We start from the raw sequence: 15,130 nt of genomic DNA, 5'->3' as shown, positions 1-15,130 counted from the left end.
ATGTGAATGACTGCGATTTTATACAACTTTTTTTACTAAGATACGCTTTGGATAAGCCCAATGATATCGTGAACTTAGAACGCGATATCCTAGACTTGCAATACTTTCCGGAGCGACTACAGGATAGCTACCTTGCTGAGTGGAAAGCCTACATTAAACCAGAGCTGATTGCATTGCAGCGCCGCGACGAGCATCATAACTTAGCAAACATTATGGTAAACTTGGAACAAGGTGACAATCCTCACTTTAATCGTTTGTACGATGTAATAAAAACCGCAGATAAGGTGAACAATTCCGACGCTGTGACAGTAATGACTACTCCATTCAAATCCTTTGTTAATCAATTACTGAAAATATAAGAGGCTCCATTATGTTCGGGATATTTAAATCAGATCCAAGCAAAAAACTAAGAAAGACTTACGACATTAAACTCGAACAAGCCATGCTTGCGCAACGCAAAGGCGACATAAAAACATACTCTATGCTCACTGCTGAAGCAGAAGCATTATGGGCGCAAATTGAAGCACTAAAAAAAGAACAAGAGAAATAAGGTGCCTTGGCAACAAATAAAAATAAATGTAAAAGCCGCTGATGCCGAGGCAATAGGTGATTTACTAAGTGAACTTGAAGCTCAAGCAGTAAGCTTTATTGATGCAAAAGACACACCTGTTTACGAGCCAAAGCCAGGTGAAGTTTTATTATGGCCTGATACACAAGTTATTGGCCTATATGATGCGGATTTTGATTTGTCGGAGGTTATTGCAACGCTGTCATCATTGCCGTTGTTCAAAACCACGTTCAACTACGCATTAGACCAGCTCGAAGACAAAGAATGGGAACGCGAGTGGATGGTGAACTTTCATCCCATGCAGTTTGGAAAACGTCTGTGGATATGTCCTAGCTGGAGAGATGCGCCTGATCCACTGGCAATCAACGTCAAATTGGACCCAGGCTTGGCGTTTGGCACGGGCACCCATCCCACTACATCCCTTTGCCTGCGTTGGCTAGATTCACAACAACTCGAAAATAAAGACATCGTTGATTTTGGTTGCGGCAGCGGAATACTGGCAGTGGCCGCTTTGAAATTAGGCGCTAAAAACGTTATTGGTATTGATATCGATCCTCAGGCGCTACTGGCGAGTAAGCAAAATGCACAAAACAACGAGGTAGACAGCAAGCTCAAATTATATCTACCCGAACATCAACCAAAAGCATCGGTAGACCTTGTATTAGCAAATATACTAGCGGCTCCCCTAAAAGCACTTCACAGAGTTATAACAGATTATTGTAAGACAGGCGGCAACCTGGTTATGTCAGGCATCTTAGTCTCTCAAGTTAGCGAAGTAGTTAGTAAGTACCAAGCCGACTTTGACTTTGAAGAAGTAGTTTGTGAAGGCGAATGGGTCAGACTGGTCGGACGTCGCATCAGCTCTTGAAAGTAAAATAGTCAAGCAGTTTTTTGTCTAATTTGTTTAAAAAATAACCTTTTCAAGTGCGTCAAAAAAAAGTAGTATACGCCGCCCTAAAGAAGGGTCGTCAAAAGCGGTACATTAAACATGCGTCAATTGCAGATAGGTCCACACAGATTATCGAACAATTTGATACTTGCGCCAATGGCCGGTATTACTGACCGCCCCTTTCGGGAACTGTGCAGAAAAATGGGAGCCGGCTTAGCAGTATCAGAGATGCTGTCGAGTAATCCTAGAGTATGGCAAACCGAGAAATCGATGAACCGCATGAACCACGAGGGCGAGTCTGGTATTCGTTCCGTGCAAATTGCGGGAAGCGAACCAGAGCTTATGGCTCAAGCGGCTCAGCTTAATGTGCAAAATGGTGCACAAATTATCGATATCAACATGGGATGCCCAGCGAAAAAGGTCAATAAAAAATTGGCTGGTTCAGCATTGTTGCAAGACCCTGCTTTAGTCGCCCGCATATTGAATGCGGTGGTTAATGCAGTAGAAGTGCCCGTTACGTTGAAAATTCGTACGGGTTGGGATGTTGACAATAAAAACGGCATTGAAATTGCGCAGATTGCGCAAAGCAGTGGTGTTCAGTCACTAGCCGTTCATGGTCGTACACGTAGTTGTATGTTTAAAGGTCGGATTGAATACGACACAATAAAAGCCATTAAACAGTCTGTCGATATTCCTGTGATTGCTAACGGGGATATTACTAACGAGTATGAGGCACAGCAAGTTCTGGCTTACACTCAGGCTGATGGGATCATGATTGGTAGAGCAGCACAGGGCAATCCTTGGATTTTTAAGCAAATTCAATATTTCTTAGAAACCGGCGAAACCTTAGCGAAGCCCAGTGTGACAGAACAGAGCGAAGTGCTATTGACGCACATGCAGGGTCTTTATGATCTCTACGGAGAGTTTTCAGGCGTCAGGATAGCGCGTAAGCATGTGGGTTGGTATGTCACTGCCCATGACGAAACAAGGGGGTTTCGTCGGACGTTTAATGCGATAGAGGATGCCAATGAGCAGCTATCTGTATTAACCGATTATTTTTCATCGTTGCATGAACGGTCACAAGACCTGACTCATGTTGCCTAGCGTTAAGCATTAAATAAGAGAGCAGTAGAAAATATGTTTGATCAAAATCTAACATCAGCGTTTACCACCACCGTAACTACACCATCACAATCTCAGGCACAAAAGCCCTTGCGCTCATCTGTAAAGCAAGCGGTTAATAAGTATCTGAAAGAACTAAATAACCAAGACATAGATAATTTATATGAATTGGTGTTAGCCGAAATTGAAGCTCCTTTGTTAGAAGAAGTCATGACCTATACTCGTGGTAACCAAACTCGAGCAGCAAATCTTATGGGTATTAACCGCGGTACGCTTCGCAAAAAGTTAAAGCAATATGGCTTAGGCTGATATCTTGATATTTGAGTACAAAAAGAGCGCATTATTGCGCTCTTTTTTGTTATCATGCCTCCCCAAGCGGGGACACCCAAACTAACGAATTCTGAATGTAAGCGGATGGGCCTTTGTGGCATCCACAAACTCATACAACTGATTCGGGGACACCCAAACTTTTTACCCAATTAGCTACAGAGAAAGTCATGCACCAACACACCTCTATTCAACGCGCATTATTAAGCGTTTCTGATAAAACTGGTATCGTAGAATTCGCTCAAACTCTGGCTAACAGCGGCGTTGAAATATTATCCACTGGCGGCACAGCAAGCCTTCTTAGACAAGCAGGTTTGCAAGTCAAAGACGTAAGCGAACATACGGGTCATCCAGAAATAATGGATGGCAGAGTGAAAACTTTGCATCCAAAAGTGCACGGTGGCATTTTAGGTCGACGAGATATTGATGCGCGAATTATGGAAAAACATGAGATCGCACCGATTGACTTAGTTGTAGTCAATCTTTACCCCTTCGCGGCTACGGTTGCTAGAGATGATTGTACCTTAGAAGATGCAATTGAAAATATCGATATTGGTGGCCCAACAATGGTGCGAGCAGCGGCTAAAAACCATAAAGATGTGTTGATAATTGTAGATCCAAATGACTATCAGGCAGTCGCTGCTGAATTAGCTGATAATGAAAACTCTGTTTCGTATAAGCGCCGATTTGATTTTGCAGTAAAAGCCTTTGAGCACACAGCCCAGTATGAGGGAATGATTGCAGATTATTTGGGCAAACAGCTTAGTAATGTGGAACACAATTGCGATGAGGCATGTGAATTAAAGCATAGTTTGTTCCCACGCACACTTAATCTGCAAATGAAGAAAAAACAAGAACTCCGATATGGTGAGAATAGCCACCAGAGTGCTGCTTTCTATGTTGAGCATGACATTCAAGAAGCTTCAGTTGCTAGTGCTATTCAGATACAAGGTAAGGAATTGTCTTTTAATAATATTGCAGATACTGATGCTGCCCTTGAATGCGTCAAAGAATTTGAAGAGCCCGCATGCGTAATTGTAAAGCACGCAAACCCCTGTGGCGTCGCCATCAGTGACTCAATTGGCGATGCCTATGAGCTAGCCTATAGAACGGATCCAACGTCGGCTTTTGGCGGCATTATTGCATTTAATCGTGAACTTGATGCGCAAACGGCTGAAAAAATTGTTTCTCGACAGTTTGTTGAAGTCATTATCGCTCCAAAGATAAGCGATGCCGCAAAAGATGTAGTAGCGCAAAAGCAAAACGTCCGACTTTTAGAATGCGGCGATTGGCAAGGTCAACTTACCGAAGGTCATGATTTTAAGCGCGTGAACGGCGGGATGCTGGTGCAAGAGCGAGATTTTGGCATGATTGACGAAGCTGATCTAAAAGTTGTTTCGAAGAGGACACCCAACGCTTCTGAACTGAAAGACTTGTTGTTCACCTGGAAAGTCGCTAAATACGTCAAATCAAACGCTATTGTTTACAGCAAAGCCGGGCAAACAATTGGCGTGGGTGCCGGACAAATGAGTCGTGTTTACTCCGCAAAGGTCGCCGGAATTAAAGCTGCTGACGAAAACTTGCAAGTGGAGGGATGCGTAATGGCATCAGACGCTTTTTTCCCATTCAGGGATGGCATAGACGCTGCAGCAAGCGCAGGAATTACTGCAATTATTCAGCCCGGCGGTTCGATGCGTGATGAAGAGGTTATCGCCGCTGCGGATGAAAATGATATTGCGATGGTATTCACTGGCATGCGCCATTTCAAACACTAGTTCTTGAGGACACCCAATAAGATGAAAGTACTCGTTATCGGAAGTGGCGGCAGAGAGCATGCCCTAGCACATAAAGCTTCGCTATCACCTCAAGTGACTCAGGTTTTTGTTGCACCTGGCAATGCTGGAACGCAAATGGAACCCCTTTTAACAAACATAGAAATTTCCAGCGATGACAATTCAGGCTTGTTAGAATTTGCTCTAAATGAAAAAATAGATTTAACAATTGTCGGACCTGAGACTCCCTTGGTAGCTGGTATTGTGGATTTATTTGAAGCAAATAACTTGATGGCGTTCGGTCCATCTCAAAAAGCTGCGCAACTTGAAGGATCCAAGGCATTTACAAAAGATTTTTTGAAAAAACATCATATTCCAAGCGGTGAATATTGCACGTTTGAGGACACCCAAAACGCTATTTCCTACATCAAGCAGAAAGGTGCCCCAATTGTTGTAAAAGCAGATGGTCTCGCAGCAGGCAAAGGTGTGATTGTCGCATTCGATGAGCAAACTGCAATTGATGCAGTAGAAGATATGCTTTCGGGTAATAAATTTGGAAATGCTGGCAGTAGAGTTGTAATAGAAGAATTTCTCGAAGGTGAAGAGGCCAGTTTTATTGTTATGGTAGATGGCAAAAACATTTTACCATTTGCAACCAGCCAAGATCATAAACGAGCATTTGACGGAGACAAAGGCCCTAACACCGGTGGCATGGGTGCGTACTCCCCCGCTCCAGTAGTTACCTCTGATGTCCACGAAAGGGTGATGGAGGAAATTATCAAACCTACTGTCATAGGAATGGCAAAAGACGGCGCGCCTTTTAAAGGCTTCTTGTATGCTGGTTTAATGATAAACGACGATGGACACCCAAAAGTTATTGAATACAACTGCCGATTTGGTGACCCAGAAACCCAGCCGATAATGATGAGATTGAAGTCAGATCTAGTTAGTTTGTGTGTCCTCGCCTGCGAAGGTAAATTAAACGAGGCAACTATAGAATTTGATCCCAGAGCAGCAGTGGGTGTTGTCTTGGCCGCTGGTGGATACCCTTATGGATATGGTAAAGGCAAGGTAATCTCAGGGTTGGATGCAGTGCCAGAGTCGTTAGGCAAGGTTTTTCATGCTGGAACATCTTTTGATAAAGGTAATGTTGTTACTTCAGGCGGAAGAGTATTATGTGCAACTGCCTTAGGTAACTCAGTATCAGAAGCACAAAAAAGAGCCTATGAAATTGCTTCAATAATAAGCTGGGATGAAATGTTTTATAGAAAAGACATTGCCTATCGAGCCGTAGCTCGTGAGCAAACTAGCTAGTTAAGTAATTTGGGTGAAATAATACTATTTCGGACTAATTTCCTATATTCATCAATTTTAGTCTGGCTACCTGCAGCATAACCAAATGATTTTTCAAAATGCGTTGAATGTACGACCCATGTTTGATTAAGTCGCAGAGAACCCATTTTAATAATTTGACTACTCTGGGAATTATTTTGCTTAACAATAACGACCAATTGTTTGACATAGTCAGACAAGCGCAGCGTGCACAAAAACGTTTTTTCAAGGCTCACACGCTTTCGGTTGAAAGGCGTTAATTTGTCTCCTTTTGCTACATCTGCAGATTTTAATCTTCGACGAATGCTCGTGTATTTTGATCCTTGCAGGTCTCTGGCAATACCGGCCCTAATTGGATTCAAATCAACGTAAGACATGCAAGCTAAAACTGCTTTTTCGGTTAGTAAGGCTTGCGACTTGAAACGGCCTTCCCAAAAACGGCCTGTACAGTCATCTTCTTTATTGGCCTTTCTGGCTATATATTGATTGAGCAAGCTCATAAACCAACTAATGCTGGCTAACCGCGATCTAATTATTCTTATCCTATTGGCAACATATCTCAACTCAAACTCAGTCAATTCATTGCAAACATTGGGGTCAAGAAACTTCATGCATGCTTCATCTAGCTTTCGAACTCGCCCCCACCGCTGCAAAATCTGAAGATCACTGGCTGTCACGTTGTCTGTTTGGTCAACATATAGCACTAAATGAGTATGGTTATGCATTACTGCATAAGCATAGACATCAATCGAGAAAACCTCTGCCAATAGGAGCAGCCTATTTTCCACCCACGCTCTACGGTGCTCGTAGTTTCGTCCTGTAAAGCGGTCTTTCCCGCATAAGTATGAACGCCTTACGCAGCGAGATACACAATGGTAATACTGCGTTTGTTGTAGATTGATAATTTTATTTCTTGGATAAGTCATATTTCATAAAGTAGCGAATTCTAATTGCTGAGGTAACTGTATTTGGGTATTGTTTTGATAATATGACAAACCCGCGGCCAAAATACCTTGACCACTTCATACCAGTTACAATAGCGCTGAAAAAACATCTAGCCTTTATTGAGCGTTTTGGGGCCCTTTTTTATTTGAGAGTATTCTTTTGCACTGCTGAATTGATAATCATGAATAAAGGTTTCCTCAGCTCATTCTATTTGGATGTCCTCTCTCCGATCTTTGAGTGTCCTCTCGTTACTCCTCCCCTTAATTTAAAGTTGTCTATAACCACGAAATTCCTATAATCCCATTCTCAAAAACAAAAAAGACCTTGACCCTGCTTATGCACTTGCATATAAATGAGTAACCCTCAACAATTTGATTGGTTATGTCAGTAAAACACCCCATTATCGCAATTACCGGTAGTTCAGGCGCCGGGACTACGACCACCACGAACGCCATTCGTCATATATTTCGGAACCTCGAGATTAATGCAGCTACGGTTGGCGGAGATAGTTTTCATCGCTTTACTCGGCCAGAAATGGAAGTTGAGATTCGCAAAGCGCAAGAACAAGGCAAACACATTAGCTACTTTGGTCCTAAAGCAAATGACTTTGAGCTATTAGAAGCACTCTTTAAACAGTATGGTGAAGCGGGCAATGGGCAGTTTCGCCAGTATTTACACACATTTGATGAAGCCGTGCCATTTAATCAAATGCCCGGTACGTTTACACCGTGGCAAGATCTATCTGAAAATACTGACTTACTATTTTATGAAGGCTTGCATGGCGGAGTCAGGACAGAAGAAACTGATGTAGCATCCTATGTTGACTTACTCGTCGGCATGGTACCTATTGTCAACTTAGAGTGGATTCAAAAAATTGTACGCGACACTACCGATCGCGGACATAGCCGTGATGCTGTAATGAGCAGTATCGTAAGAAGCCTCGATGATTACTTTCACTACATCACACCGCAGTTTTCCCGTACCCATATTAATTTTCAGCGAGTGCCTACTGTAGATACTTCAAACCCTTTTAGTGCTCGTGAAATACCATCGCAGGATGAAAGCTTCGTGGTTGTGAGGTTTCGCAGAGAAATGAAAAATGTAAACTTCACTTATCTTCTACAAATGATTGATGGTGCGTTCATGTCACGTGTAAATACCATCGTAGTGCCTGGCGGTAAAATGGGCTTAGCAATGGAGTTAATCCTCACGCCTTTGATTGAGGAATTGATTGATAAAAAACGACGAGCTGGCTATCAAGTCGATTGGGTGGCTCAACAATAGGTTACATGTTGTAACAATATGAAACAGATGCTTTGTTGGCTGTGTCTCTTTGATCATGTATATTTTTGTAAGCAGATAAACACGGACGCTCTATGAGACAAGAAACGACAAAAATTTTGGTTGTTGATGATGATATGCGACTTCGTGCATTACTCGAACGCTATTTAGTAGAGCAAGGTTATCAAGTCAGAAGCGCTGGAAATTCCGAACAAATGGATCGCTTGCTCGAGCGAGAAAATTTTCATCTGATGGTTTTAGATTTGATGCTTCCAGATGAAGATGGTCTCTCTATTTGCAGGCGTCTGCGTCAACAAAAAAATGAAATTCCCATCATCATGCTTACAGCAAAAGGCGATGAAGTTGACCGTATAATTGGTCTCGAAATGGGTGCCGATGATTATTTACCAAAACCATTCAACCCCAGAGAACTATTGGCTAGAGCTAAAGCTGTACTGAGACGAAAAACAAATGAAGCACCCGGTGCACCATCTCAAGCCCAGCAACTTGTATCATTTGGCTCATTCAAGCTAAACCTTGCTACTCGTGAAATGACAGCAGACGGCAAAGCTATGCCTCTCACCAGTGGTGAATTTGCTGTATTAAAATCGCTTGTCACCCACCCCAGAGAGCCGTTATCAAGAGACAAGCTGATGAATTTAGCCCGAGGTCGTGATTATAGTGCCATGGAGCGTAGCATTGATGTTCAAGTTTCACGTTTGCGACGAATGCTAGAGGTCGATCCAACTAATCCTCGTTATATTCAAACAGTTTGGGGGCTGGGTTATGTGTTTGTGCCCGATGGTGAAAATGCATAAAGCCAACCACAATGACGTTTTTTCCTAAAAGCACATTTTCACAAACGGTAATCTTGATTGGCTTGCTGTTATTAGTGAATCAAGTTGTTTCTTATGTGTCCATTGCTCACTACTTTATAAGTCCTAGCTATACCCAAATCAACACTTTGGTTGCAAACCAAGTTTCAACTCTATTCTTGAGCGAGGTCGATACACTTTCTGCAAGCGAAAAACGTCAGTTACAAGATCTAACCGGCATTACATTCCACAATCAAACAAGCGCAATGCATGCGGGTTTGAGTAACGCAACTTACTATGATTTTATGGCAAAAAGTGTGAGTGAGCAATTGGGTGCCGAAACTGAAATTAGGATAAAAACGGGAAAAGATTATATTGTTTGGATAAGGCCACAAAAATATCCAAATATTTGGCTGTCAATCCCTTTAGTGGGCATCGGAGAGGACGAGTTATCGCCTCTAACAATGTATTTTATTGTGATTGGTGGATTGAGTGTCCTTGGTGGATGGTTATTCGTACGGCGTTTAAATAGACCCCTGCAAGCTCTTCAGCAAGCGGCTAAACAGGTTGGTCGAGGGCAATATCCCGAACCACTTCCCTTAAAAGGAAGTACAGAAATCATTTCGGTTATCAGTGCTTTCAATAGAATGTCTTTAAATATCAGGCAGCTTGAGAGCGATCGCGTGTTGATGACTGCTGGCATCTCCCACGACTTGCGCACGCCTTTAACTCGCATTAGGTTGGCAAGTGAAATGCTTCCCGAAGAGCAAGATTGGGTAAAGCAAGGGATTGAGCATGACATCGAAGACATGAACGAAATCATCAATCAGTTCATAGATTACGCTCGGCAAGACCAGCAAGAAAGCTTTGAAATGAAAGATATTAATGAGCTTATCAAAGAATTGGTTCTAGCAAGACGAATTGAAGACACCCATCAAATATCACTTAAACTTCAAGAATTACCATTCTTAAAATTACGAATTGTTGGGATAAAAAGAGTACTTGAAAACTTAATCGAAAATGCTTTTAGATATGGCAGTCAAAACATTGAGATTATGACTCAATATAAAATCAAAGAAGAGTGCGTATTTTGTGGCGTGCGGGATTTCGGACAAGGAATCGAGGACACCCAAATCTCAAAACTCTTCAATCCATTCGCCCAAGGAGATAGAGCAAGAGGCAGTCAAGGCTCAGGTCTAGGGCTGGCAATAACAAAACGAATAATAGAGAGCCATGGCGGAGAAATGCTCTTTTACAATCATCCTGATGGTGGTTTAGTTGCTGGGTTTAACCTTAGACTTCACTATAAACCAACAAAGAAAAAGTGACTTTTTTAAAATCAGTTTGCAAGGAGGACACCCAAACACTTGTATCCCTCTTTACCTGTACCACCAGATATTTGGGTGTCCTCAAGATCCTTTTTGGGTGTCCTCAAGATCCTTTTTAATCAAGATATCCTTCAAACATTCTCAAATTACCTCATTCTAATGTTTGAGTGTCCCCGCTTTCACATCAAATGTACTAAAATTGTCAGCATGAATATTCTCAATATCAATTGCATCGAATGCGTATTCTTGATGACAAAATTGGCAGTTCATTTTTAAGCTTCCATCTTCTTTTATAATATTAAGCAATTCAACTTTGGACACATTTTGAAGAGCATGCGCACTGCGTGCCTTTGAACAGTCACATTCAAACTTAACCGATTGAGGTTCGAACAATCGAATGTCCTCTTCATGAAATAAGCGATGTATTAGCACCTCAGGCGGCAAGCCTAAAAGCTCTTCCGACTTTGTCGTATTGGCCAGCATCGATAAGTGCTCAAAATCCTTGTTTTCACTTACCTGATAAGTCTCACTGGTCTCAGGTACAATTTGCAAAAGCATACCGGCCGCGCTGCCTTTTTCAGAAATTTCGGTCGCCAAATAGACCTTGGTTAGCAATTGCTCAGATTGAAGAAAGTAGTTTTCCAAACACTCCGCCAAGCTATCTTTGTCAAGCGCAACCACTCCTTGGTAACGCTCCTTGTCTTCAGGCGCCAAGGTAATTGCCAATACTCCTTTTGTGAATAGTTCGCTAAAAGTCGTTGGTAAATCAGTGATACTTTCATCCCACCTTGCCACACCGCGAAGCTTCTGGTCATGTGTACCATTGATCACCGCGTATTTCACTATACCGTCACTGTGGATTTGAAGGGCTACCTCGCCCTTAAACTTCAAGGTTGCGGTTAACAAACTAGCGGCCGTCATTAACTCACCAAGCAGGCGAGCAATAGGCTCTGGATATTTGTAGGAGTCGAGCACAGCTTGATAACTCTCCTCTAGCTGCACAATCTCGCCTCTCAACGCACGGTTTTCAAATAGAAACCGAGTTAGCTTGTCACTCATAAATGTTTTACCTTTTATTGAAGCTTGAATTTAATGATTTGTCTGCGTTGTTTTTTATCAGGTCTGCTATCGGGCCGAGGGCTATGAAATACGCTTAGTTTGCGCGCTTCCGCATTGCGTAAGCGAAGCTCAATACTATCTTTAGTTTCCACATACATTAATTGCGCAAGACTTGCCGATTGGCGCTTATCTATAACTTGAGCCACGATAACCGTTTTTACATCAAAACCTACAGGGACTTTCACAGTCGCGCCTAAATCAACCGCTCGGCTTGGCTTTGTGCGCTGATTATTATAGGTGATTTTACCCGCTTGAATCATCTCTCTAGCGATAGCGCGTGTTTTCGAAAACCGAGCAGCCCAAATCCATTTATCAAAGCGCACGGCGTCGGCGCTATCTGCCTCAGATTTTGGGTGTCCTCGCTTTTGTTGCTTGAGATTGGGTTTTTGCATAGTTTTGTGCACTTTTTCTCTAATTAGTTGTCAATATACTGTTAAATTTTTATCACATCGGTCGATGGCTATTGTTCATCGGGTCCACACTAGATATGATTAGGGACTTAATGGGCTGTATCAATCATTAACCGAGACGCAATGACAATTGAAAAGCTAAATTTCGCGCCACTTTCACGATTCTATCAGGAAAATGATAAAAAAATCATTTTGGCTGTAGTTGTTTTGCTTGCCTTATATTTAATCGCCTTTGCAGCAAAGCTCACTTGGCAACTGATGCCAACGCCAGAATCAAACGGTGTTTCCAATGCCTCCGCGCAAGCCCTAAGCGTAGATGTGAGGCCAACAGATAACAAAACCAACCTCAATAAATTACTTGCGCTAAATTTATTCGGCGATGCGGCGGCAAAACCTCAAGAAGTCGTCCAGCAAGATGTCACCGATGCTCCAGAAACTAAACTGAACATTTCATTATCTGGCGTCGTAGCTAGCTCGGACCCAAACGTCGGTGCCGCGGTTATCGAATATAGGAATAGTCAGAGTACTTACGGCATTGGTGACAAAATCGAAGGTACACAAGTCACACTCGACGAAATATACAGCGACCGCGTGATCATAAAAAATAGGGTCACGCGAGAAACATTGATGCTAGACGGCGTAGACTTTGAGGAGGCTAATCGCCTTCGCGAACAGAACGAACCCATCACGGCTCAAAACGCGAGTGCTCAAGCGAAGGTTCAAGGTCCAAATAGACAAAGCCGCAGCTCTGCAGCACCTCAGCCAACTGTAGATGTGGTTAGTATTCAGCGAAGACTTAAAGAAGAGCCCGCAAGTTTTGCTGACTTTATTCGTTTAACGCCGCACATGCGCGATGGTACACCTATCGGATTTCGGGTCTCACCTGGCAAAGATCCAACCTTATTTAGAGAGGTTGGATTGCAAGATGGTGATATAGTGATTGAAATGAATGGTTATGATTTATCAGACACGTCCCAAGCACTCGAAGCAGCGGCTCTGATAAATGAAGCGCAAAGTTTAGATTTTGAAGTCTTGAGAAACGACCAAGTCGTCTCATTAAATTTAGATATTCCAAGGGATTAGATAATGAAGGTAGTATGGTTATGAGAGTATTTATGCGCATGAAAAAATGCCAGAAGCTAATGCTGTGCATCAGCATGGTTGTAAGCTTCGTGCTAGGTAGCGTTGCTTATGCCGCAGAATATCAGCCTAACTTTAAAGACACAGAAATCACTGAATTTATCAATATCGTCGGTAAAAACCTAAAACGAACAATCATCGTTGATCCAAATGTGCGTGGCAAAATTAGTGTTCGCAGCTACGATTTGCTCAATGAGGAGCAGTACTACCAATTCTTTTTAAACGTATTGCAAGTTTATGATTTTGCAGTGGTTGAAATGCCAAACGGCATTTTAAAGGTCGTTCGTTCAAAAGATGCAAAATCATCCAACATTCCTGTTGTAGAAGGCACGCCATTTAACGGTGATGAAATGATCACGCGAGTCATGCCGGTTTACAATGTGCCCGTGCGAGAGCTTGCGCCAATTCTTCGTCAATTGAATGACCAGCAAGGCGGCGGCAACGTCGTCAGCCACGACCCTTCCAATGTGATGATGCTCACCGGCAGAGCAGCAGTGGTAAATCGCTTAGTTGAAATCATTGAGCGCGTAGACCGAGCAGGCGATGAAGAAGTCGAAGTTATCAAACTTAAATATGCCTCAGCATCAGAAATGGTTCGCATCATAGATAGTATAAATAATACAGCGGGCAACCAAGCGGCCGGAGGTAAATCGACACCTCGCGTAGTAGCAGATGATCGCACCAACAGCATTATTGTCAGTGGTGATATAAAAGCCCGCCAGCGCCTCATCAACCTAATACGACGTATGGATGAAGAGCTTGAAAGTAGCGGTAACACTCGTGTTATATTCTTAAATTATGCAAAAGCTGAAGACCTAGTTAAAGTGCTACAAGGTGTCAGTGCATCGATTCAATCAGAGGGTCAGCCCACTGCTCAACAGGCTCGCAGAAGCACGTCGAACAACCGCGATGTCAGTATCGATTTTCATCAAGATAGCAACTCTTTAGTAATCACAGCAGAACCCGACATGATGCGCTCACTCGAAGACGTTATTCGCCAATTAGACGTGCGCCGAGCTCAGGTGCAGGTTGAGGCAATTATTGTTGAAGTGTTTGAAGGTGATGGCGTAACCCTTGGTGTGCAATGGGTATCTGAAGACGGCGGCGGAACTCAATTCAGCAATGGCGTCATTCCAGTAGGTACTTTGGGTGTTGCATTGCGAGAAGCCGAGGACCGCACCGTTACAAGGACCACCACCTCGGCTAATGGTGTTCCAGTTCAGACTAATGAAACTATCGAAGGCAATCTGACACCTCTTGCACAATTATTAGGTGGTGCAAATGGTTTGATTGCAGGTGTCATTGAAAATGGCTGGGGTGCCGTTGTGCAAGCAGTCAGCAACGACACCAATTCGAATATTTTAGCGACACCTCATTTAACCACTTTAGATAACGAAGAAGCTTTTTTTATCGTCGGTCAAGAAGTGCCTATTATTACCGGAGCGAGCACCGGTGCAAATAACTCCAACCCATTTCAAACGGTTGATCGTCAAGAAGTAGGTATAAAGCTAAAAGTTACGCCGCAAATTAATGAAGGTGATGCCGTTCAGCTAACCATCGAGCAAGAAGTATCTAGCGTTAGTGGTGCAACCGCTGTGGATATCTCGATTAATAAACGTGAAATCAAAACCACGGTTATCGTAGACGATGGTGGCACCATAGTGCTAGGCGGCTTAATTGATGAAGACGTCCAAGAAAGCGTTTCAAAAGTCCCCTTACTGGGAGACATTCCGTTTCTCGGCCACCTATTTAAAACAACCACAACGAGCAAGCGCAAGCGCAACTTGATGGTATTTTTAAGGCCAACCATCGTTCGAGATGGCGTCACCATGAACGAAATCAGCCATCGTAAATATAATTTTATCAGAGCTCAGCAACTCAATCGTCAATCTCAAGGTATCCCACTTATGCCCAATACCGAGGGGCCAAGCATCCCCGCATGGGACGATAAACTCACACTGCCGCCTTCATTCGAACAATATTTGCTCGAAAAAGATCAATTGGAAAATTGAGCATGCAAGAAGATAAGCATCTGCAAAATGGAGACCTAGACAGAGCACCATTATTGGATAGTGCAAGTGA

At 43.0% G+C, this 15,130-nt stretch carries 15 protein-coding genes; 12 read left to right on the top strand and 3 right to left on the bottom strand.

Features of this window, described 5'->3' with window-relative positions; genetic code table 11:
• Positions 1 to 47: 47 nt before the first annotated feature.
• From AB9H30_RS09150 to purD, 7 genes are all read left to right on the top strand, one after another.
• Positions 48 to 359 carry a hypothetical protein gene (locus AB9H30_RS09150; protein ID WP_371194359.1) on the top strand — a complete coding sequence of 104 codons (312 nt, stop codon included), beginning with the start codon at positions 48 to 50 and terminating at the stop codon, positions 357 to 359.
• A gap of 11 nt (positions 360 to 370) precedes the next feature.
• Positions 371 to 550 carry a DUF6435 family protein gene (locus AB9H30_RS09145; protein ID WP_371194358.1) on the top strand — a complete coding sequence of 60 codons (180 nt, stop codon included), beginning with the start codon at positions 371 to 373 and terminating at the stop codon, positions 548 to 550.
• A 1-nt stretch (position 551) separates the two neighbouring features.
• A complete protein-coding gene (gene prmA, locus AB9H30_RS09140) occupies positions 552 to 1,436 on the top strand; it encodes a 50S ribosomal protein L11 methyltransferase (protein ID WP_371194357.1) in 885 nt (294 codons plus the stop codon).
• A 129-nt stretch (positions 1,437 to 1,565) separates the two neighbouring features.
• The gene (dusB, locus tag AB9H30_RS09135; RefSeq protein ID WP_371194458.1) at positions 1,566 to 2,561 is read left to right on the top strand and encodes a tRNA dihydrouridine synthase DusB; all 996 of its coding nucleotides are present in this window, start codon (positions 1,566 to 1,568) and stop codon (positions 2,559 to 2,561) included.
• Positions 2,562 to 2,594: 33 nt separating this feature from the next.
• Positions 2,595 to 2,888 (top strand): DNA-binding transcriptional regulator Fis, encoded by a 294-nt coding sequence (gene fis / locus AB9H30_RS09130; RefSeq protein ID WP_371194355.1) that lies wholly within the window; start codon positions 2,595 to 2,597, stop codon positions 2,886 to 2,888.
• Positions 2,889 to 3,076: 188 nt separating this feature from the next.
• Positions 3,077 to 4,681 carry a bifunctional phosphoribosylaminoimidazolecarboxamide formyltransferase/IMP cyclohydrolase gene (gene purH, locus AB9H30_RS09125; protein ID WP_371194354.1) on the top strand — a complete coding sequence of 535 codons (1,605 nt, stop codon included), beginning with the start codon at positions 3,077 to 3,079 and terminating at the stop codon, positions 4,679 to 4,681.
• A 21-nt stretch (positions 4,682 to 4,702) separates the two neighbouring features.
• A complete protein-coding gene (gene purD, locus AB9H30_RS09120; RefSeq protein ID WP_371194353.1) occupies positions 4,703 to 5,992 on the top strand; it encodes a phosphoribosylamine--glycine ligase in 1,290 nt (429 codons plus the stop codon).
• On the opposite strand, the gene AB9H30_RS09115 is transcribed toward purD, so the two are convergent.
• Positions 5,989 to 6,510, bottom strand: a complete 522-nt coding sequence (locus AB9H30_RS09115) for a hypothetical protein (protein WP_371194352.1) — start codon at positions 6,508 to 6,510, stop codon at positions 5,989 to 5,991. The genes purD and AB9H30_RS09115 overlap by 4 nt on opposite strands.
• Positions 6,511 to 7,336: 826 nt before the next feature.
• On the opposite strand from AB9H30_RS09115, the gene AB9H30_RS09110 reads away from it, so the two are divergent.
• From AB9H30_RS09110 to envZ, 3 genes are all read left to right on the top strand, one after another.
• Positions 7,337 to 8,239, top strand: coding sequence for a phosphoribulokinase (locus AB9H30_RS09110; RefSeq protein ID WP_371194351.1), 903 nt, complete (start codon positions 7,337 to 7,339; stop codon positions 8,237 to 8,239).
• 92 nt (positions 8,240 to 8,331) lie between these two features.
• The gene (gene ompR, locus AB9H30_RS09105) at positions 8,332 to 9,054 is read left to right on the top strand and encodes a two-component system response regulator OmpR (protein ID WP_371194350.1); all 723 of its coding nucleotides are present in this window, start codon (positions 8,332 to 8,334) and stop codon (positions 9,052 to 9,054) included.
• Between the two features lie 11 nt (positions 9,055 to 9,065).
• On the top strand, positions 9,066 to 10,379 hold the full coding sequence (gene envZ / locus AB9H30_RS09100; protein WP_371194349.1) for a two-component system sensor histidine kinase EnvZ: 1,314 nt from the start codon (positions 9,066 to 9,068) through the stop codon (positions 10,377 to 10,379).
• A gap of 156 nt (positions 10,380 to 10,535) precedes the next feature.
• On the opposite strand, the gene hslO is transcribed toward envZ, so the two are convergent.
• Both hslO and hslR read right to left on the bottom strand, forming a co-directional pair.
• Positions 10,536 to 11,438, bottom strand: a complete 903-nt coding sequence (hslO, locus tag AB9H30_RS09095) for an Hsp33 family molecular chaperone HslO (protein WP_371194348.1) — start codon at positions 11,436 to 11,438, stop codon at positions 10,536 to 10,538.
• A 14-nt stretch (positions 11,439 to 11,452) separates the two neighbouring features.
• Entirely contained in the window at positions 11,453 to 11,890 is a 438-nt protein-coding gene (gene hslR / locus AB9H30_RS09090) for a ribosome-associated heat shock protein Hsp15 (RefSeq protein ID WP_371194347.1), read from the bottom strand.
• Between the two features lie 141 nt (positions 11,891 to 12,031).
• Here hslR and gspC point away from each other — a divergent pair, with 141 nt between their 5' ends.
• Both gspC and gspD read left to right on the top strand, forming a co-directional pair.
• The gene (gene gspC, locus AB9H30_RS09085; protein ID WP_371194346.1) at positions 12,032 to 12,991 is read left to right on the top strand and encodes a type II secretion system protein GspC; all 960 of its coding nucleotides are present in this window, start codon (positions 12,032 to 12,034) and stop codon (positions 12,989 to 12,991) included.
• 59 nt (positions 12,992 to 13,050) lie between these two features.
• Complete coding sequence (gspD, locus tag AB9H30_RS09080; RefSeq protein ID WP_371194457.1) at positions 13,051 to 15,060, top strand: type II secretion system secretin GspD; 2,010 nt, start codon at positions 13,051 to 13,053, stop codon at positions 15,058 to 15,060.
• Positions 15,061 to 15,130: the final 70 nt, after the last annotated feature.

It is taken from the genome of Glaciecola sp. SC05 (genome assembly GCF_041380235.1).
Classification (GTDB): Bacteria; Pseudomonadota; Gammaproteobacteria; order Enterobacterales; family Alteromonadaceae; genus Glaciecola.
This window is presented reverse-complemented; position numbering and strand designations above follow the sequence as displayed.